This window comes from Thermus sediminis (genome assembly GCF_003426945.1).
In the GTDB taxonomy this organism is placed as follows: Bacteria; Deinococcota; Deinococci; order Deinococcales; family Thermaceae; genus Thermus; species Thermus sediminis.
The window spans coordinates 1,484,838-1,503,043 of record NZ_QURO01000004.1 but is presented as its reverse complement, the minus strand read 5'-3'; the positions used below and the strand labels follow the sequence as shown (position 1 = coordinate 1,503,043).

Annotated in this window: 20 protein-coding genes, 1 tRNA gene and 1 pseudogene; 4 read left to right on the top strand and 18 right to left on the bottom strand. The window is 68.4% G+C overall.

Annotation, left to right across the window (positions count from 1 at the left end; all coding sequences use genetic code 11):
- Position 1: 1 nt before the first annotated feature.
- Both ATI37_RS08715 and ATI37_RS08710 read right to left on the bottom strand, forming a co-directional pair.
- Complete coding sequence (locus ATI37_RS08715; protein WP_117238009.1) at positions 2-898, bottom strand: M23 family metallopeptidase; 897 nt, start codon at positions 896-898, stop codon at positions 2-4.
- Between the two features lie 22 nt (positions 899-920).
- Entirely contained in the window at positions 921-2,192 is a 1,272-nt protein-coding gene (locus tag ATI37_RS08710; RefSeq protein WP_117238008.1) for a thymidine phosphorylase, read from the bottom strand.
- A gap of 22 nt (positions 2,193-2,214) precedes the next feature.
- On the opposite strand from ATI37_RS08710, the pseudogene ATI37_RS12650 reads away from it, so the two are divergent.
- Positions 2,215-2,706, top strand: a pseudogene (locus tag ATI37_RS12650) (Uma2 family endonuclease).
- A gap of 52 nt (positions 2,707-2,758) precedes the next feature.
- Here ATI37_RS12650 and fba read toward each other — a convergent pair.
- The 3 genes from fba to panC all read right to left on the bottom strand — a co-directional run bounded on the left by fba (position 2,759) and on the right by panC (position 5,775).
- Complete coding sequence (fba, locus tag ATI37_RS08700) at positions 2,759-3,676, bottom strand: class II fructose-1,6-bisphosphate aldolase (protein WP_117238007.1); 918 nt, start codon at positions 3,674-3,676, stop codon at positions 2,759-2,761.
- Positions 3,677-3,838: 162 nt separating this feature from the next.
- Positions 3,839-4,948 (bottom strand): type IV pilus twitching motility protein PilT, encoded by a 1,110-nt coding sequence (locus ATI37_RS08695; protein WP_117238006.1) that lies wholly within the window; start codon positions 4,946-4,948, stop codon positions 3,839-3,841.
- Positions 4,945-5,775, bottom strand: coding sequence for a pantoate--beta-alanine ligase (panC, locus tag ATI37_RS08690; protein WP_117238005.1), 831 nt, complete (start codon positions 5,773-5,775; stop codon positions 4,945-4,947). Before panC ends, ATI37_RS08695 begins: the two co-directional genes overlap by 4 nt.
- Before the next feature lie 21 nt (positions 5,776-5,796).
- On the opposite strand from panC, the gene ATI37_RS08685 reads away from it, so the two are divergent.
- Positions 5,797-6,078, top strand: a complete 282-nt coding sequence (locus tag ATI37_RS08685; RefSeq protein WP_117238004.1) for a hypothetical protein — start codon at positions 5,797-5,799, stop codon at positions 6,076-6,078.
- A gap of 144 nt (positions 6,079-6,222) precedes the next feature.
- Here ATI37_RS08685 and rsfS read toward each other — a convergent pair whose 3' ends face one another.
- The 9 genes from rsfS to secG all read right to left on the bottom strand — a co-directional run bounded on the left by rsfS (position 6,223) and on the right by secG (position 11,016).
- On the bottom strand, positions 6,223-6,564 hold the full coding sequence (rsfS, locus tag ATI37_RS08680; protein ID WP_117238003.1) for a ribosome silencing factor: 342 nt from the start codon (positions 6,562-6,564) through the stop codon (positions 6,223-6,225).
- 7 nt (positions 6,565-6,571) lie between these two features.
- A complete protein-coding gene (locus tag ATI37_RS08675) occupies positions 6,572-7,669 on the bottom strand; it encodes an LCP family protein (RefSeq protein ID WP_117238002.1) in 1,098 nt (365 codons plus the stop codon).
- A complete protein-coding gene (gene yqeK / locus ATI37_RS08670) occupies positions 7,659-8,216 on the bottom strand; it encodes a bis(5'-nucleosyl)-tetraphosphatase (symmetrical) YqeK (RefSeq protein WP_117238001.1) in 558 nt (185 codons plus the stop codon). Before yqeK ends, ATI37_RS08675 begins: the two co-directional genes overlap by 11 nt.
- Complete coding sequence (gene nadD, locus ATI37_RS08665) at positions 8,191-8,751, bottom strand: nicotinate-nucleotide adenylyltransferase (RefSeq protein ID WP_117238000.1); 561 nt, start codon at positions 8,749-8,751, stop codon at positions 8,191-8,193. Before nadD ends, yqeK begins: the two co-directional genes overlap by 26 nt.
- On the bottom strand, positions 8,752-10,005 hold the full coding sequence (obgE, locus tag ATI37_RS08660) for a GTPase ObgE (RefSeq protein WP_117237999.1): 1,254 nt from the start codon (positions 10,003-10,005) through the stop codon (positions 8,752-8,754).
- Between the two features lie 7 nt (positions 10,006-10,012).
- Positions 10,013-10,270: a 50S ribosomal protein L27 gene (gene rpmA, locus ATI37_RS08655; protein WP_117237998.1), complete on the bottom strand. Its 258-nt coding sequence runs from the start codon at positions 10,268-10,270 to the stop codon at positions 10,013-10,015.
- 3 nt (positions 10,271-10,273) lie between these two features.
- A complete protein-coding gene (gene rplU, locus ATI37_RS08650) occupies positions 10,274-10,579 on the bottom strand; it encodes a 50S ribosomal protein L21 (RefSeq protein WP_117237997.1) in 306 nt (101 codons plus the stop codon).
- A gap of 97 nt (positions 10,580-10,676) precedes the next feature.
- Positions 10,677-10,752 (bottom strand) — tRNA-Ala (locus ATI37_RS08645).
- Between the two features lie 36 nt (positions 10,753-10,788).
- Complete coding sequence (gene secG / locus ATI37_RS08640; RefSeq protein WP_117237996.1) at positions 10,789-11,016, bottom strand: preprotein translocase subunit SecG; 228 nt, start codon at positions 11,014-11,016, stop codon at positions 10,789-10,791.
- Between the two features lie 51 nt (positions 11,017-11,067).
- Between secG and ATI37_RS08635 the strand changes: the two genes are divergently transcribed.
- Together ATI37_RS08635 and ATI37_RS08630 are read left to right on the top strand one after the other, a co-directional pair.
- A complete protein-coding gene (locus ATI37_RS08635) occupies positions 11,068-12,000 on the top strand; it encodes a threonine/serine dehydratase (protein ID WP_117237995.1) in 933 nt (310 codons plus the stop codon).
- A gap of 21 nt (positions 12,001-12,021) precedes the next feature.
- Positions 12,022-13,653, top strand: coding sequence for a formate--tetrahydrofolate ligase (locus ATI37_RS08630; protein WP_117237994.1), 1,632 nt, complete (start codon positions 12,022-12,024; stop codon positions 13,651-13,653).
- A gap of 36 nt (positions 13,654-13,689) precedes the next feature.
- Here the strand turns inward: ATI37_RS08630 and carA are convergent, their stop codons facing one another.
- From carA to ATI37_RS08610, 4 genes are read right to left on the bottom strand one after another with little or no spacing between them, the layout of a single operon-like run.
- Positions 13,690-14,865, bottom strand: coding sequence for a glutamine-hydrolyzing carbamoyl-phosphate synthase small subunit (gene carA, locus ATI37_RS08625; RefSeq protein WP_117237993.1), 1,176 nt, complete (start codon positions 14,863-14,865; stop codon positions 13,690-13,692).
- Between the two features lie 46 nt (positions 14,866-14,911).
- Entirely contained in the window at positions 14,912-15,454 is a 543-nt protein-coding gene (locus tag ATI37_RS08620) for an N-acetyltransferase (protein ID WP_198665533.1), read from the bottom strand.
- Positions 15,447-16,835, bottom strand: a complete 1,389-nt coding sequence (gene argH, locus ATI37_RS08615; RefSeq protein ID WP_117237991.1) for an argininosuccinate lyase — start codon at positions 16,833-16,835, stop codon at positions 15,447-15,449. The genes ATI37_RS08620 and argH overlap by 8 nt, the downstream gene beginning before the upstream one ends.
- Positions 16,832-18,022: an argininosuccinate synthase gene (locus ATI37_RS08610; RefSeq protein ID WP_117237990.1), complete on the bottom strand. Its 1,191-nt coding sequence runs from the start codon at positions 18,020-18,022 to the stop codon at positions 16,832-16,834. Before ATI37_RS08610 ends, argH begins: the two co-directional genes overlap by 4 nt.
- Between the last annotated feature and the right edge of the window lie 184 nt (positions 18,023-18,206).

Sequence of the window (18,206 nt, the reverse complement as noted above, 5' to 3'; positions counted from 1 at the left end):
TCTACCGAGCGGCCCAAGCAGGGTCCAGGTAGGGCCTGGGGTCTACGGCCACGCCCTGGCGGTAGACGCCGTAGTGGAGGTGGGGTCCCGTGGAGCGGCCCGTGGAGCCCACATACCCCAGGACCTGCCCCCTATCCACCCGCTCCCCAGGGCGCACCCGGAGGCGGGAGAGGTGGCCGTAGAGGGTCTGGTAACCAGTCCCGTGGTCCAGGAGGACGGCGAGGCCGTAGGGGCCCATCCAGCCCGCCCGGGCCACCACCCCCGCCCCGGTGGCGTGGACGGGGGTGCCGTAGGGGGCGGCGAAGTCCAGGCCGTCGTGGAACTCCAAGCCGGGGCCGAAGGGGTTTCTCCGGGTGCCAAAGGGGGAGGTGATCCCCTGATGGCCCTGGAGGGGGAGACCCCGGGGCAGGCTTCGCTCCACCTCCAGGGTGCGTTCCAGGGCAGGGGTGAGCTCCCAAAGCTGGCGCTCCAGGTCCAGGACCCAAGCCCGCACCTCGGCCCACCCCTCCATGACCCCACCCCCCTGCCCTCCCCCGTAGCGCACGGGAAGGGCGTTGATGGGGGAAAGCCCCGCCCGGCGGCGGAGCTCCTCAATGGCCTTCTTCAGGGCCTCCAGGTCCTGCTTGGTGCGCTCCGCCTCTTGGGCAAGGGCCCGGTTCTTGGCCTTTTCCGCCTCGAGGGCCAGGGAGAGCCGCCGGGCCTCCTGGGAGAGGGCCTGGATGCGGGCCTCCAGGGCCCTGGCCTCCCGGGCCCGGTGCCAGAAGTAGAGGTTGGCCCCACTCCAAAGGACGAGTAGGCCTAGGAGGAGGACCAAGGTCCAGCCGGGCAGGCTCAGAGCCCGGCTCCCCCCGCCGCTTCGGGTGAGGAGGAGGGTGTAGCGGGCAGGCCGCCTTTTCATCCCCAAGGAGTATACCCCAGGCCTAGACCCTGTCCAGGACCAGGGGCAGGGGCCTGGCGGCCTCCCCCAGGCGGAAGGCCTCCCGGAGGTGGGCCAGGGCCTCCTCCAAGCCCCGGTTCCGGTGGTAGAGGAGGGCCAGGGCCTCCCCCCTTTCCACCCGGTCCCCGGGCCTCTTCAGGAGCTGGACCCCCACCCCGTGGTCGACGGCCTCCCCCTTCCTAAGCCGCCCCCCGCCCAGGGCCAGGACGGCGAAGCCCACCTTGAGGGCGTCCACCTCCTGGACCACCCCCTCTTCCGGGGAGAGGAGGGGAAGCTCTTCCCCGAGGGGAAGGAGGGAGGGGTCCTCCACCACCCTTGGGTCCCCGCCCTGGGCCTCGAGGAAGGCCTGGAACTTCTCCAGGGCCCGCCCCTCCTCCAGGGCCTTCCGGGCAAGGCCAGGGTCTAGCCCCTCCAGCCTCAGGGCCTCCTCCGCCAGGGCGAGGGCCACCTCCAGGAGGTCCTCAGGGCCCTCCCCCTTGAGGGCGAGGATGGCCTCCCGCACCTCCAGGGCGTTTCCCACCGCCCTCCCCAAGGGGGCTTCCATGCCCGTGAGGAGGGCCCGCACCCGGCGCCCGGCCCCCTGCCCGATGGCCACCATGGCCTCGGCCAGGGCGCGGGCGGCCTCGAGGGTCTTCATGAAGGCCCCTTTGCCCACCTTCACGTCCAAGACGATGCTCCTGGCCCCGGCGGCGAGCTTTTTGCTCATGATGGAGCTCGCGATCAAGGGGAGGCCCTCCACGGTGGCGGTCACGTCGCGTAGGGCGTAAAGCCTCCCGTCCAGGGGGGCCAGGTCCCCGCTTTGGGCGGCGATGACCAGGCCCACCCTCCTCGCCCTTTCCAAGAACTCCCCTTCCGTCATCTCCCCCCGCCAGCCCGGGACGGACTCCAGCTTGTCAATGGTCCCCCCGGTGTGGGCCAGGCCCCGGCCCGACATCTTGGCGAAGGTGCACCCGCTCGCGGCCAGGATGGGCCCCACCACTAAGGTGGTCTTGTCCCCCACCCCCCCGGAGGAGTGCTTGTCCACGGGATGGGGGAGGTGGGAGAGGTCCAGGACCTTACCGGAATGGGCCATGATCTCCGTGAGCCAGAGGGTCTCCTCAGGGGAAAGCCCCCGGAAGAAGACGGCCATGAGCCAGGCGGAGACCTGGTAGTCGGGGACCTCCTCCTTCAGGTAGCCCAGGAGGAAGGCCGCCATCTCCTCCCGGGTGTGGGCCAGGCCGTCCCGTTTGGCCTGGATGAAGCGCACGGGGTTCATGGCCCCATGCTACGCCGAGGGCATGGCCACCTGGTACCGCTTCGGTTTGGAGACCTAGGAAAGGCTTTTCCAGGGGGTCAAGAACGTGGAGCTCCTGGAGGGGGAGGTCTACGAGATGCCAAGCACGCCCGGAAGGTGGCAAAGCCCCTCCGGGCCTTCCTGGAGGCCCTGGGAGACCAGGGGGGTCTAGCCCCAAAACCCCGTCCGCATCCCTCCCCACTCGGAACCCCGGCCGGACCTGGCCCTCCTAAGGCCCAGGGACTCCGGAGAGGCCCTCCCCACCCCGGAGGATGTCCTCCTCCTCGTGGAGGGGGCGGACCACGACCAAGGAAGAAAGCTTCCCATCTACGCCAGAGCGGGCATTCCCTAGGTCTGGCCCCTGGACCTGGAACGGAACCTCCTCCCCGCCTTCCGCCACCCCAAGGAGGGGGTGTACACGGAGCATGGGATTTCCCTCCCCGGGGAGGGGGCGGAACCCCTAGCCTTCCCCGGGGTGAGGATCGCCTGGGACTAAATACCCCCCAAAAGGCCCGCCCAAAGCGCAGAGGGGTTTTTGGAAAAGCCCCCTAGGCCCGGCCCACGGAGCCGAAGAGCTCCATGCGGCTCTTCACCACCTCCTTCACCGCCTCCCGGGCCGGGCCCAGGTACTTCCTGGGGTCAAACTCCTTGGGGTTCTTATGGAGGGTCTCCCGAATGAGGGCGGCGAAGGCTAGGCGCAGGTCGGTGTCGGTGTTGATCTTGGCGATCCCTAGGGAGATGGCCTTCTGGATGTCCTCGGGGTGGATGCCCGCAGCCTCCCCGATCTCCCCTCCCGAGGCGCGGAAGCGCTCCACCAGCTCCGGGGGCACGGCGCTCGCCCCGTGGAGGACCAGGGGGGCGGGGACCAGCTTGGCGATCCTCTCCAGCCGGGGATGGTCGATGAAGGGCCTCCCCTTCCCCTTGTAGGCCCCGTGGCTGGTGCCGATGGCCACCGCCAGGTAGTCGGCCCCCGTCCGCTCCATGAAGAGGCGGGCCTCCTCGGGGTTGGTGAGGAGGGCGTCCTTCTCGTCCACGGCCACGTGTTCCTCAATGCCGGCAAGCCGCCCCAGCTCCGCCTCCACCGTGACCCCCACGGCGTGGGCCACCTCCACCACCCGCTTGGTCTCCTTTACGTTGGTCTCAAAGTCCTCGTGGGACTTGTCGATCATGACGCTGGTGAAGCCCGCCCGGAGGGCCTTCAGCACGCCCTCGTAGCTAGACCCGTGGTCCAGGTGGACGGCCACCGGCACCCGGGCCTCTTTGGCCAGCTCTATGGCCATGAGGGTCAGGGCCCGGCCCCCGTACTTCATGGCCCCCTCGGAGAGGGCCAGGATCACCGGGCTTCTTCCCTCCTCGGCGGCCTCGAGGACCGCCTGGAGGAACTCCATGTTGTTCACGTTGAAGGCCCCCACCCCATAGCCCCCTTCCCGCGCCCGCTTCAGGATCTCCAAACCCGTGACCAGCATAGGCACCTCCGGCCCGGATTATACCCGGACCCCCATGGAAGCGTGGAAATCCAAGTGCCCGCGCCCAGGCTGCCCAACGCGCGGAGCCCGCCTGGGCGCTTTCCGGGGCCCCCGCCGTGGCGAGGGCCAAGGCGGGATACGGCGAGGGCCAAGGCGGGATACTCAGTAGGCCTGCCCCGTGGCCTTGGTGAGGAGGAGCCGGAACTCGTGGGGGCTGGTGGCGGCGGAAAGGGCGTCCTCCAGGGAGATGAGGCCCTCCTTGTAGAGCTCCACCAGGTGCTGGTCAAAGGTGCGCATCCCGTGGATGGAGCCCTCCATCATGGCTTCTTTGATCTGGGGGGTCTTGTCCTCGTCCTTGATGAGCTCCCGCACGTAGGGGGTGGCGATGAGGACCTCGAGGGCCAGGACCCGCCCCGTCCCGTCCGCCCGGGGCAGGAGCCTCTGGGAGAGGATGCCGAGAAGGGACTCGGCCAGGAGGATCCGCACCTGCCCGTGCTCGTGCAAGGGGAAAAAGTCAATGACCCGGTTGATGGTGCGCCAAGCGTCCAGGGTGTGCAGGGTGGAGAGGACCAGGTGGCCCGTCTGGGCGGCCATGAGGGCGGCCTCCACCGTTTCCTTGTCCCGCATCTCCCCGATCAGGATTACGTCCGGGTCCTGGCGCATGGCGTACTTGATCCCGGAGTAGAAGCTGTCCGTGTCCAGGCCCACCTCCCGCTGGACCACCAAGCTCTTCTTGTGCCGGTGCAGGAACTCTATGGGGTCCTCAATGGTGATGATGTTCTTGGCATAGTGCAGGTTGATGTGGTCAATGATGGCGGCCAATGTGGTGCTCTTGCCGCTTCCCGTGGGCCCCGTGACCAGGATGAGGCCCCTTTCCCTGGCTGCCAAGCCCTCCAGGGTCTCCCGGGGCAGGCCCAAGGCCTCAAAGCTGGGGATGACCTCGGAGACCACGCGCATGACCAGGCCGAAGCTTCCCCGCTGCCTCATGAGGTTGCAGCGGAAGCGGGCCACCCCGGGGATGGTGTAGGCGAAGTCCATCTCCTTGCGGTACTCCAGCTCCTCCTGTTGCTCCGGGGTGAGGAGGGCCTTGGCGATGGCCTCGGTGTCCTTGGGGGTGAGGGGGCGGCCCGTGAGGGGCCTGAGCTTGCCGTCCACCCGGACCATGGGTGGGGCCCCCGCCTGCAGGTGGATGTCCGAGGCCCGGGCCTGGACCATGGCCTTGAGCATCTCCAAGAGGCTTTGCCTGCCCTCTTGCGGGAAGGCCTCGCTCACGGGTACACCTCCAGGTTGTCGATGAGCCTGACCTCGGGGAACCGCCCCGCCACGAGGCCCCGGGCTCCGGGAAGGATGCGGGAAAGGGGCAGGAGGGTTTCGGGGTGGACGATGGCCAGGTAGTCGGGGCGGAACTGGGGCACCCCCTCTAGGACCCTCTCCCCTGCTTCCAGGGCCTCGGCCACGCCACCCCCCGAGAGGGCCACCTCCCGCATGGCCAGAAGGGCCTGGTACAGGACAGAAGCCTTCTGCCTGGTCTCCGGGGAGAGGTAGACGTTGCGGCTGGAGAGGGCCAGGCCATCCTCCTCCCGCACCGTGGGCACCCCCACCACCTCGAGGGGGAAGCCCAGATCCTTGACCATCTTGCGGATAACAAGAAGCTGCTGGTAGTCCTTTTCGCCAAAGTAGGCCCGCTCGGGCCTCACCAAGAGAAAGAGCCGGGCCACCACCGTGGCCACCCCCTGGAAGTGCCCGGGGCGGACCTCCCCCTCCCAAAGGGCGGTGAGGGAACCCTCCACTTGGACCCGGGTGGCGAAACCCCGGGGGTAGATCTCCTCCACCCCCGGGGCGAACAGGAGATCCACCCCCGCCTCCTCCAAGAGGGCCCAGTCCCGGGAGAGGTCCCGGGGGTAGCGGTGGTAGTCCTCCCCAGGGCCAAACTGCAAGGGGTTGACGAAGATGGACACCACCACGAAGGGGTTTTCCCGGCGGGCCCTTTCCACTAGGGCCAGGTGCCCCCGGTGAAGGTAGCCCATGGTGGGAACAAAGCCCACCCCTCCCTGGGGCAGGGCCCCCCACAGGTCGGCCACGGCACGCACCACCTTCACGGGCCTCAGTATACTTTTCCCGTGGGCAAGAAGAGGCGCGAGGACAAGCTTAAGAAAAAGGCCCTTAGGGAGTGGCAGGAAAGGCGCCCCAAGACCTTTCGCGAGGCCCTAAAGTACTTCCCCGGGATCTTCCTGCGGACCGCCTTGGTCATGATGGCGGCGTTGAGCCTCATCCTGCTCGCGACCGCCCTGCAGGTACCCTTCGCCGAGAGCTTCTGGTTCCAGCTTCTGGTCTACCTGGGCTTCTACCTGATCTTCCAGCGCTTCATCATGGGGCCTTTGGCCCCGCCGCGCATAAAATAAACGGCCGAACCGGGGAAAACCCTGCGCCCCCTCCGCTTAGGAGCACGGTTTTCGGGAAGAAGGGGCTTGGACGCAAGCGGCGTGGAGCGGCCCCACACCCCTCCCCTGCTTGAATCCCCACCTGGGAGCCCTTTGCGAGCTCCTCTAGATCCTATCGGCGTCGGCCCAGAAGCCCTCGAGGTCGTAGTAGTCCCGGGCCTCCTCGGTCATGAGGTGGACCACCACCTCCCCGTAGTCCAGGACCACCCAGCGGGGGCTCTGCCCCTCCGTGGGGCGGGGGCGGAGGCCCTCCTCCTTGAGCTTCTCCTCCAGGTGGCGCTCCAGGGCCTCCAGGTGGGGGGTGCTGGCGGCGCTGGCCAGGACGAAGTAGTCCAGGCTCTCCGATACCCTGCGCAGGTCCAGGGCCACCACGCCTTCCGCCTTCTTTTCCCAAAGGAGATCCTTGATGCGCCCGACCAGATCCAACGCCTCCTTGGTCTTCACCATCCAAGGCTTATTGTAGCAGGTCTTGGCCCAACTCCACCACCACCCCCGCCACGGGCCGGTGGGGGAAAAGGAGGGGCAGGTGAAAGAGGTCGGCGAAGTAGGCCCCGGCCTCGGGGTCCTTGGTGTACACCCCGCTTTGCGCCACCTCCGCCACCTCTAGCTCGGCCAGGATCCCCTCGTGGGCCAAGAAGGTCTGGGCCCAGGCCAAAAGCTCCGGAACCCCCCTGAGGCGCACGGCCACCCGGGGGGGGGAGGAAGGGGGGACGGCCCCGAAAAATCCCTCCAGGAAGGCCGCCATGGCCGCTTGGTCTACGTAGAGGAAACCGCTCGGTCCCTCCCGGGTAGGCAGGGTGGCGAGGGAAAGCCTCAGGCTTCGCACCGAGGGCAGGTAGGGGAGGAGTTCCTCCAGGGTCAGGTCCGTGTCCAGCTCCCGCCAGGCCTCCCCCAAAGCCAGGACCAGAGCGGGCCAGGTGGCGGGGTTCTGCGCCCTCCTCAGGGCCTGGCCCATCACCCCCTTGATCCGGTCCAGGCGGGCGTAGTCCCCTAGGGCGTCGTGGCGGAAGCGCATGTACTTGACCGCCTCCTCCCCCGTGAGGTGGAGGCGGCCTGCGGGGAAGTCGATGAAGAGCCGGGCGGCCCGGTCCGTGTAACGCATGGGCCTCTCCAGGACCACCTCCACGCCCCCCAGGGCGTCCACCACCCGGGCCACGCTCTCCAGGGTGAGGACGAGGTGCCTTTCCGCCACCAGGCCCGTGGCCTCCTCCACCGCCCGCTTCAGAAGCTCCGCCCCGCCCCGGGCGTAGGCGGCGTTGATCCTACCCCGGGCCACGGGGCTGAAGAGGTCCCGGGGGATGGCCACCCCCCTGACCTCGCTCCCTATGAGGCGCAGGTAGAAGATGGTGTCCGTACGGCTTCCCGGGCCGCAAGGGGTGTGGTGGCCGCAGTACTCGATGTCCCGGCCCGCCACCACCACCCCCATCTGGGGCAGAACCCCCATCCGCTTGGGGCGGATCGCCTCCTCCGCCTGGCTTCGGGGAAGGGAAAGGACCGCACCCAAGGCGAAGAGGACCAGGCTCAAGAGGAGGAGGGAAGGCCTAGGACGCATTCCCGAGGCCATGGTACACCTCTAGGGTCCGAGGATGGATGGGGATACCCTTCCGCCGGAGATGGTTCACCTTGTTGACCACCGCCAGGCGGTAGGCCTCCCCTAGCCTCCCCGAAAGGGCCAGGTCCCGGATCTCCCCATTGACCCCCCGTCCGGGCTCGGAGATGTCGGCAATGTAGAGGGCCATCCCCAAGGCGTTCCCGGGGTCCACCCCGTAGACGTGGCCCTCTATGGCCTCCAAGACCTCCCCGTCCTCCACCCCCCAGCTCTCCGCTAGGCGACGGGCCGCCCGACCGTGGAGGGAGAGAGGGTGGGCCCTTTCCACCTCGTTCTCCGGGGGGGCCAGGGCCAGAAGCGCCCCCTCGGGCAGATCCCGGGCGGCATCGTGGAGGAGGCCGGCTAGGTAGGCCTTCTCCCCGTCCAGGCCGTTCCTCTCGGCGATCTCCCGGGCCAGGTGGGCCACCCGCAGGATGTGGGCGAAGCGCTCGGGCTTGACCAAGGCCTTCACTTTCTCGGCCAGGCTAGCGGTAGAGACCGTGCTTTTCAAGGTATACCTCCACGGGCCGCGGCACCCAAAAGCGCACGCTCCTCCCCTGGGCGATCCTCCTCCTGATCTCGGTGCTGGAGATGCCCACCTCGGGCACCGGAAGGGGCACCACCGGCACCGGCACACCCTCCAGGGAATAGCCGGGCCGGGCCACGGCCACCAGGGTGGCGAGTTCCACAAGGCGGTGCCCCTCCTTCCAGGCGAGGACATCCCGATAGGCGTCGGCCCCGGTGATGAAGAAGAGCTCGGCCTCGGGGAAGAGCCTGCGGGCCTCCAGGAGGGTGTCCACGGTGTAACTGGCCCCGGGGCGGTCCAGCTCCAGCCTGGAGGCGAAAAACCGCCCTTCCTCGGCGGTGGCCAGGAGGACCATCTCGTAGCGGGCCTCGGGAGGGGCCACGGGGGTCTTGTGGGGCGGGCGGGCGGCCACCACGAAGAGGACCCGGTCTAGGCCCAAGGCATCCGCCGCCTCCTCCGCGGCGATGAGGTGGCCCAGGTGGATGGGGTCAAAGCTGCCGCCGAAAAGGCCCAGACGCACCTACACCTCCGGGATGTACTCAAACTCCAGGCCGCCCATGCGCACCACGTCCCCGGCCCGCACCCCCTTGGCCCTAAGGGCGGCCTCCACTCCGTGGCGCCGGAAGACCTCCTGCAGGTAGCCCGCGGCCTCGGCGAGGTCCCCCTTGAGGCGCCTAAGGTAGCGCTCCACTTCCGGGGCCCGAACCTCGTACACCCCCTCCTCGAGGGGCACCACCTCCACCCCCGCCTGGACCTCCTGGCGGGGGGTGGGCTTGGGAAGCTCCGGGGCGGGCGCGGCCTGGACCAGGGCGTGAAGGGCCTCGAGGAGCTCCGGCACCCCCTCCCCGGTGAGGGCGCTCACCGGGAGGACGGGAAGCCCTTCCGGGGAAAGCTCCGCCACCCTGGCGGCCACCTCCTCCAGGGTGAGGAGGTCCACCTTGTTGAGGGCCACGAGGCTCGGCCGCCGGAGGAGGCCAGGATCGTAAGCTCCCACCTCTTTCCGCAGGGTACGAAAGGCCTCCAGAGGGGCTTCCTTTGCGTCCAGAACATAGAGGAGGACCCGGGTGCGGGCGATGTGGCGCAGGAACTCCAGGCCCAGGCCCTTCCCTTGGCTCGCCCCCTCGATGATCCCCGGGATGTCCGCCAGGGTGAAGCGCCTCCCCTCCGAAACCTCCGCCACCCCCAGGTGGGGGCTCAGGGTGGTGAAGGGGTAGGGGGCCACCTTGGGCTGGGCCCGGGTGGCGGCCCGGAGGAGGCTGGACTTCCCCGCGTTGGGGTAGCCCACGAGGCCCACGTCAGCGATGAGCATGAGCTCGAGGCGGAGCCTCCTCCTCTCCCCCTCCTCCCCGGCCTCGGCGAAGCGGGGGGCCTGGCGGGTAGGGGTTGCGAAGTGGGCGTTCCCCCGCCCCCCCTCTCCGCCCGGGGCCACCAAGACGGTCTCCCCCTCCTCGGTGAGGTCCGCCAGAAGCTCCCCCGTGTCGGCGTCGTAGACCCGGGTGCCCCGGGGAACCTCAATGAAGAGGTCCCGCCCCGCCCGGCCGTGCCGGCCGCTTCCCTTGCCGTGCTCCCCGTCCTCGGCCTTGTAGGTGCGCTTGGAGAGCTCGGAGAGGGAGTCCACGCTCCCCTTGGCCCGCAGGTAGACGTTTCCCCCCCGCCCCCCATCCCCCCCGTCCGGCCCCCCCTTGGGGACGAACTTCTCGCGGCGGAAGGAGACGGCGCCGTCGCCACCCTTACCGGCGGCGACGGTGATGTGGAGAACGTCCTGGAAGGTCAAGGGGTCTTTAGCCCAGCGGGCGGACGCTCACAAAGCGGCCTAGCCGCCCCTTGTCCTGGAACTCCACCACCCCGTCCACCAGGGCGAAGAGGGTGAAGTCCCGGCCCATGCCCACGTTCTTCCCCGGCTTGAACCGGGTGCCCCGTTGCCGCACCAGGATGTGGCCCGCCTTCACCATCTGGCCGCCGTAGCGCTTCACCCCTAGGCGCTTGGCCTGGGAGTCGCGGCCGTTCTTCGTGGAACCGAGTCCCTTCTTGTGCGCCATGGCTCACCCCTGGATCTCCTTGATGAGGATCTCCGTGTAGGGCTGGCGGTGCCCCCGCTTCCTGCGGTACTGCACCTTGGCCTTGAACTTGGAGATGGTGATCTTCTTGCCCCTGCCGTGGCCCAGAACCTCGGCCACCACCTTGGCCCCCTCCACCAACGGGGCCCCCATCACCGTCCTCTCCCCGCCGAGGAGGAGGACGGGAAGCTCCACCTGGCTCCCAGGCTCCAGGTCCAGCTTCTCCACCCGGAGCCTGAGGCCGGGTTCCACCCGGTACTGCTTTCCGCCTGTCTTGACGATCGCGAACATGGCCGCCCCTTTTGGGCCCTATGGGCCTACCGGTCTTCCACTATACCCAAGCTTGGGCCTTCCCGCAAGCCAAAGCCCCCCTTGCGGGGGGCTTCCCTGGTGGAGCCGAGGGGATTTGAACCCCTGACCTCCTCAATGCCATTGAGGCGCGCTCCCAACTGCGCCACGGCCCCAGGCAACGCCTATGGTACCGGGGTAGGGCCCTCTTGTCAACGGGGCCAGAGGCCGATGAGGAGGGCCAGGGCGGCGAAGACCACCCCCAGGAGGAGGGTAAGGCGGTAAAGCCCCCCCGTGACGCCCCGGGCAGAGAAGAGGTCGGCAAACCCCCCCATGAGGTCCCCGGCCCCTTGCCTGGGTTCCTGCACCAGGACCAGGTAGACCAGAAGCCCCGCCACGCCGAGGTAGAAGAGGATGACCAAGGTGTAGAGGAAGTCCATACCCCTACCACTCTAGCGCCGGTTGGCCCCGGTGTCCAGCATGATGGGGGCATGGAGCTCGCAAGCCTCTACGCCGCCCTTGGGCGCATCGCCCCCTACACTCACCGCACCCCCCTCCTCACCTCCCGCCTCCTGGACGAGCTTATGGGAAAGCGCCTCCTCCTCAAGGCCGAGCACCTGCAAAAGACGGGGAGCTTCAAGGCCCGGGGGGCCCTCTCCAAGGCCCTCGCCCTGGAAAACCCCAAGGGCCTCCTGGCTGTCTCCAGCGGCAACCACGCCCTAGGCGTGGCCTACGCCGCCCGGGTCCTCGGGGTGAAGGCCCTCCTCGTGGTCCCGGAGGAGGCGAGCCCCTTCAAGAAGGCCGCAGCCCGGGCCTACGGGGCCGAGGTGGTGGACCAGGGGGTCACGGCCAGGAACCGGGAGGAGGTGGCCAAGGCCCTCCAGGAGGAGACGGGCTACGCCCTCATCCACCCCTTTGACGACCCCCTGGTCATGGCCGGGCAGGGGACGGCTGGGCTAGAGCTCCTGGCCCAGGCGGGCAAGAGGGGCGTCTTCCCCGAGGCCGTTCTGGTGCCCGTGGGGGGCGGGGGGCTCATCGCCGGCATCGCCACGGCGGTGAAGGCCCTCTCCCCCACCACCCTGGTCCTGGGGGTAGAGCCCAAGGGGGCGGACGACGCCAGGAGGAGCCTCCTGGAAGGGAGGATCGTCCGGCTGGAAGAAGCCCCCAGGACCCGGGCCGATGGGGTTAGGACCCTGGCCGTGGGGGAACTTCCTTTCCGGGTCATGCGGGAAAGGGTGGACGGCGTCCTCGCGGTGAGCGAGGAGGCCCTCCTCGAGGCCGAGCGCCTCCTTTTCACCCGCACCAAGCAGGTGGTGGAGCCCACCGGGGCCCTGCCCCTGGCGGCGGTCCTGGAGCACGGGGAGAGGCTTCCCTACACCCTCGCCCTCCTCCTCTCCGGGGGCAACCGGGACTTCTCTCCCTAGGCCCTGGTGTAGGCTTGGGGCGTGACCGTCAGGGAAGCCCTTTTACCCATAGAGGAGGTGGCGGAAAAGCTGGGCCTAGGCCGGGAGCGGCTTTACCCCTACGGCCCCCATATGGCCAAGGTCCAGGGCGAGCCCCCCAAGGCCAAGGGGAGGCTGATCCTGGTCACCGCCCTCACCCCCACCCCGGCGGGGGAGGGGAAGACCACCACGGCCATCGGCCTGGTGGACGCCCTTTGGCGGCTGGGGAAAAGGGCGGCTTTGGCCCTAAGGGAGCCCTCCCTGGGCCCGGTCTTCGGGGTTAAGGGAGGGGGCACGGGGGGTGGGAGGGCCCGCCTCGAGCCCCGGCACGAGATCAACCTCCACTTCACCGGGGACTTCCACGCGGTGACCAGCGCCGTGAACCTCTTAAACGCCCTTTTGGACAACCACCTGCACCAGGGGAACGAGCTAGGCCTGGACCCCAGGCGCATTGAGCTCAAGCGGGCCGTGGACGTGAACGACCGGGCCTTAAGGCGCATCGTCTTAGGCCTTGGGGGCAGGGCCCACGGGGTGCCTCGGGAGGGGGGGTTTGAGCTCACCGCGGCCAGCGAGGTCATGGCCCTCATGAGCCTGGCCCAGGACTTCCCCGACCTGAAGCGCCGCCTGGGGAGGATCCGGGTGGGCTTCACCCACGAGGGCAAGCCCGTCTACGCCGGGGACCTGGGGGCGGTGGGGGCCATGGCCGCCCTTCTCCGGCAGGCCTTCCTCCCCAACCTGGTGCAGACGGCGGAGGGGAACCCCGCCTTCGTGCACATGGGCCCCTTTGGCAACATCGCCCACGGCACCAACTCCGTGCGGGCGAGCCGCTTCGCCCTAGGCCTTGGGGACTACGTGGTCCAGGAGGCGGGCTTCGCCACCGATTTAGGCCTGGAGAAGTTCATGAACGTGGTGGCCCGCTCCACGGGCCTCATCCCCGAGGCTGTGGTCCTGGTGGCCACCCTAAGGGCCCTCCGCTACCACGGGGGGCAGGACGCCTACGGGATGCCCGACCCCAAGGCGGTGGAGAGGGGCCTCGCCAACCTGGCCAAGCACGTGGAGAACGTGGAGCTTTTTGGCTACAAGCCCGTCCTGGCCCTAAACCGTTTCCCCTCGGACACGAAAGAGGAGATCGCCCTGGTGCGGGCCTTCGCCGAGGAGCGGGGGTTACCCTTCGCCTTAAGCGAGGTCTACGCCAAGGGAGGTGAAGGGGGGCTGGAGCTGGCGGAGAGGGTGCTGGAGGCCCTGGAGCTTCCCCACAGCTACCGCCCCCTCTACCCCTTCGAGGCCCCCCTGGAGGCCAAGGTGGAGACCATCGCCAAGCGGGTCTACGGCGCCCAAGGCGTGGAGTGGAGCGAGGAGGCCAGGAAGGCCCTCAAGGCCGCCAAGAAGGAGGGGTGCGAGGCCCTGCCCGTGGTCGTGGCCAAGGCGGCCACCTCCCTCTCCGACAACCCCAGGTTCCGGGGCCGCCCCACGGGCTTCACCGTGCGGGTCACGGACCTCCGGTGCCGCCTGGGGGCGGGGTTCGTGGTGGTCTACATGGGGGGGATTGAAACCCTCCCTGGCCTGCCCAAACTCCCCCAGGCCCTGGGGATAGACGTGGACGAGGAGGGAAACATCCGGGGCATGGATTACTAACTGGGGCCCCCACCGTGGCAAAAGCCACGGCGGGGTTTAAATCCCGTGCTGGTCCGCCCGCTGTTTCTCCACCGGGAGGCCCGTGGCCCCGTGGAAGGCCTCCACTTCCTCCAAAAAGCGGCGGAAGAGGTAGAGGGCGTCGTGGGGCCCGGGAGCGGCCTCGGGGTGGTACTGGACGGAGAAGACAGGGTAGCGGGCGTGGGCCATGCCCTCGAGGGTGCCGTCGTTGAGGTTGATGTGGGTGGGGCGGAAGTCCTTTAAGGAGTCTATGTCCACCGCGTAGCCGTGGTTCTGGCTCGTGATCTCCACCTTCCCCGTCTTTAGGTTCTTCACCGGGTGGTTGGCCCCCCGGTGGCCGAACTTCATCTTGTAGGTCCGCCCCCCGGCGGCCAGGGCCAAAAGCTGGTGCCCCAGGCAGATGCCGAAGGTGGGGAGAAGCCCCATGAGCTTCCAGATGGTCTCGTGGGCGTACCGGGGCATGGAGGGGTCCCCGGGGCCGTTGCTGATGAGGAGGCCGTGGGGCTCCAGGGCCATGATCTGGCTGGCCGGGGTCTTGCCCGGCACCACCAGGATCTCAAAGCCCATCTGGGCCAGGTTCTCCACGATGGCGTGCTTGATGCCGAAGTCCATGACCACGATGCGCCGGCCGCTTTTCAGGGTGGGCCAGGCGTAGGGCAGGGGGGTGGAGACCTCGGGGGTCATGTCCCGGCCGTCAATGTCCGTCCAGGCCTTGGCCTCTTCCCGTAGGGCCTCTAGCTCCTCCTCGGTGAAGGCGTGGTCGGGGCTCCCGTAGAGGGTGGCGTGGGCGATGGCCCCCTTCAGCACCCCCCCTTCCCGGATCTTGCGCACCAGGGCCCGGGTGTCTATCCCCTCGATCCCCACCACCCCGTAGAACTCCATGAACTCCCCCAGGGTCTGCTGGGCCCTGGGGTTGGAGGCGATCCGGCTAAACTCCTTGGCCACGAAGCCCCGGACCCAGGGGCGGTTACTCTGCATATCGTAGACGTTCACCCCGTAGTTGCCCTGGTGGGGGTAGGTCATGACCACGATCTGACCGTGGTAGCTGGGATCGGTCAGGATCTCCTGGTAGCCCGTCTGGGCGGTGTTGAAGACCACCTCCCCCACCGTCTTCCCCCGGGCCCCGAAGGCGTAGCCGTGGTAAAGGGTGCCGTCCTCGAGGACCAAAACCGCTTTTTCCTTCAAGAAGGCCATTCCTCCTCCTCAATCCCCGCGGGTGAGGGTACCCATTCCGCCCATTCTAGCCCCCAAAGGCCCCCGGGGAAAGCCCCTTGATGACGGCGATCTCCCGGCAGTTCTCGTAGAAGGGGCAGGCGTTGCACTCGCTCCACACCTTGGGGGGCAGGGCCTCCCGGGTGGTCACCCGGTAGCCCAGGGCCCGGAAGAAGTTCACCTGCAGGGTCCAGGCGAAGACCCGGGGGAGGCCCAGGTCCCGGGCCTCCCTTTCGGCCCCTAGGACCAGCCACCGCCCCAGCCCCTGGCCCTGGCGCATGGGGTGGACGGCCAGGCCCCTTATCTCCGCCAGGTCCCGCCAGAGGACGTGGAGGGCCACGGTGCCCACGATCTTTCCGTCCTCGTCCTCCAGGACCTGGAAGTCCCGGATGTTCTCGTAGAGGTGGCTGTGGCTCCGCACCAGCATGAGGCCCTTTTCCGCCCAGTAGCGGATGAGCCAGTAGATGGCGTCCACATCGCTAAGCCTCGCCTTTCGGAGCTCCACCCCCGCCTCCCGCCGCACCTCGGGCAGGACCACGGGGGAAAGGGAAAGGTTCACGGGTTCAACCAAGGCCCACCTCCTTCTTGGCCTCCAAAAGCCTTTCCCGCACCGCCTCCGGGGCCGTGCCCCCAAAGGAGCGCCGCCTGCCAATGGCTGTTTCCAGGCGGAGGAGGGGAAGGGCGTCCTCGGCGAAGAGGGGGTGGTGGGCCCTAAGCTCCTCCAGGGTGAGGTCCTTCAGCACCCGCCCTTCCTGGGAAAGCCTCCTCACCAGCCGCCCCACCACATGGTGGGCCTCCCGGAAGGGAAGGCCCTTCTCCGCAAGGTAGTCGGCGAGCTCCGTGGCCAGGGCAAACCCCCCCTCCGCCGCCCGCCACATCCCCTCCCGGTTCCACTTAAGCCCTGGGAGCAGGGCGATGAGGAGCCTGAGGCTATCCCGGTAGGTGGCCAGGGCGTCCAGGAGGGGCTCCTTGTCCTCCTGCAGGTCCTTGTTGTAGGCCAGGGGAAGCCCCTTGACCACGGTGGAGAGGGCCACCAAGGCCCCCAAAACCCTCCCCGCCTTGGCCCGGATGAGCTCCAGGATGTCCGGGTTCTTCTTCTGGGGCATGATGGAAGACCCGGTGGCGAAGGCGTCCGGCACCTCCACGAAGCCGAACTCCTCGGTGCTATAGAGGATGAGCTCCTCGGCGAGGCGGCTTAGGTGCAGCTGGCCGATGTTGAGGGCGGAAAGGACCTCGAGGGCGAAGTCCCGGGAGGCCACCGCGTCCAGGGAGTTCCGCATGGGGGCCCTGAAGCCTAGCTCCCGGGCGGTGAAGTGGCGGTCAATGGGGAAGCCCGTCCCCGCGAGGGCGGCCGCCCCCAGGGGGCTCTCGTTCAGGCGTTCCCGGGCGTCCCCTAGCCTTTCCGCATCCCGCCCTAGCATCTCGTAGTAGGCCAAAAACCAGTGGGAAAGGAGGACGGGCTGGGCCCGCTGCAGGTGGGTGTAGCCGGGGAGGACGTGGAGGGGCTCCAGGTGCCTCTCCGCCTCCCCTACCAGGACCCGGCGCAGGGCAAGGAGGAGGTCCAGAAGCTCGTCCAAGGCGGCCCGGAGGAAAAGCCTCAGGTCGGTAGCCACCTGGTCGTTGCGGCTCCGGGCGGTGTGGAGCTTCCCCCCTGGGGGGCCGATGAGCTCTATGAGGCGGGCCTCGAGGTTCATGTGCACGTCCTCCAGCTCCTCCCGCCAGGGGAAGGTGCCCGCCTCTATCTCCCCCTCGATCTGGTCCAGGCCCTTCAAGATGGCTGCAAGCTCCTCCTCCGCGAGGAGGCCCACCCGGTGGAGCATCCGGGCGTGGACCCGGTTCTGCCAGAGTTCCTCCCGCCAAAGGGCCCCGTCAAAGGGGAGGGAGGCGTTGAACTGGGCCGCCAAGGCATCGGGCCCCTCCCCGAAGCGGCCGCCCCAGGTCCTCTGGCTCATCGCCCCTCCACCAGGGCCCGGACCCTGAGGCGCAGGGCCTGGATCCGGATGAAGCCCTCGGCGTCCTTCTGGTCGTAGGTCCCAAGCTCGTCGAAGGAGACCAGGTCCCTCTGGTAGAGGCTTCGCTCCGCCCTCCTCCCCACCACGTAGACGTTCCCCTTGTAGAGCTTGAGCCGGGCCACGCCGGTGACCCCTTTGGCCACGTGGTCCATGTAGGCCTGGAGGGCCTCCCTTTCCGGGGCATACCAGAAGCCGTAGTAGACGAGCTCCGCGTACCTGGGGGAGAGGATGTCCCGCTGGTGGAGGACCTCCCGGTCCAGGGTGAGGCTCTCCACCGCCCGCCGGGCGTGGTAGAGGATCGTCCCCCCCGGGGTCTCGTAAACCCCCCGGGACTTCATGCCCACGAAGCGGTTCTCCACCAGGTCCACCCGGCCCACCGCGTGCCGCCCCCCGATCTCGTTGAGCCTTTGCAACAGAGCCGCCGGGGAAAGCCTCTCCCCGTTCACCGCCACCGGGTCCCCCTCATGGAACGCCACCTCCACGTACTCGGGGGTGTCGGGGGCCTCCTCGGGGTCTAGGGTCATGCGGAACATCCCCTTTGGCGGCTCGGCCCAGGGGTCCTCGAGGACCCCGCCTTCGTAGGAAATATGCAGGAGGTTGGCGTCCATGGAGTAGGGCTTCTCCTGGGTCACGGGCACGGGGATGCCGTGGGCCTCGGCGTAGGCGATCATCTCCTGCCTTCCCCTGAAGCCCCACTCCCGCCAGGGGGCGATGACCCGGATGTTGGGCTTCAGGGCGTAGGCGGTGAGCTCAAAGCGCACCTGGTCGTTGCCCTTGCCCGTGGCCCCGTGGGCGATGGCCTCCGCCTCCTCCTCCTCGGCGATCCTCACCAGGTACTTGGCGATGAGGGGCCGGGCGATGGCGGTGCCCAGGAGGTAGTAGCCCTCGTAGAGGGCCCCAGCCCGCATCATGGGGAAGACGAAGTCCTGGACGAACTCCTCCTTTAGGTCCAGGGCGATGGCCTTGGAGGCCCCGGTCCTTAGGGCCTTTTCCCGGGCCTCCTCCACCTCCTCCCCTTGGCCGATGTCCGCAGTGAAGGCGATGACCTCGGCCTGATAGGTCTCCTTAAGCCACTTGAGGATGATGCTGGTGTCCAGCCCGCCGGAGTACGCCAAGACGATCCTCATGTCCCTCCCAGTCTACCCCCTCGAGGGGGGCATGCATAAGTATACGCAGAACCGCGATGGCAGCCCTCGCCTTAATACCTTAGGCCCTTGACAGGGAGGCGCCTCGTCCATTCGAAACCAGTTGGGTCAAGAACCCCTGTGGCTAAAAGGAGGCGAGCCATGCCCATAGGTTTTCGGTTTCGCA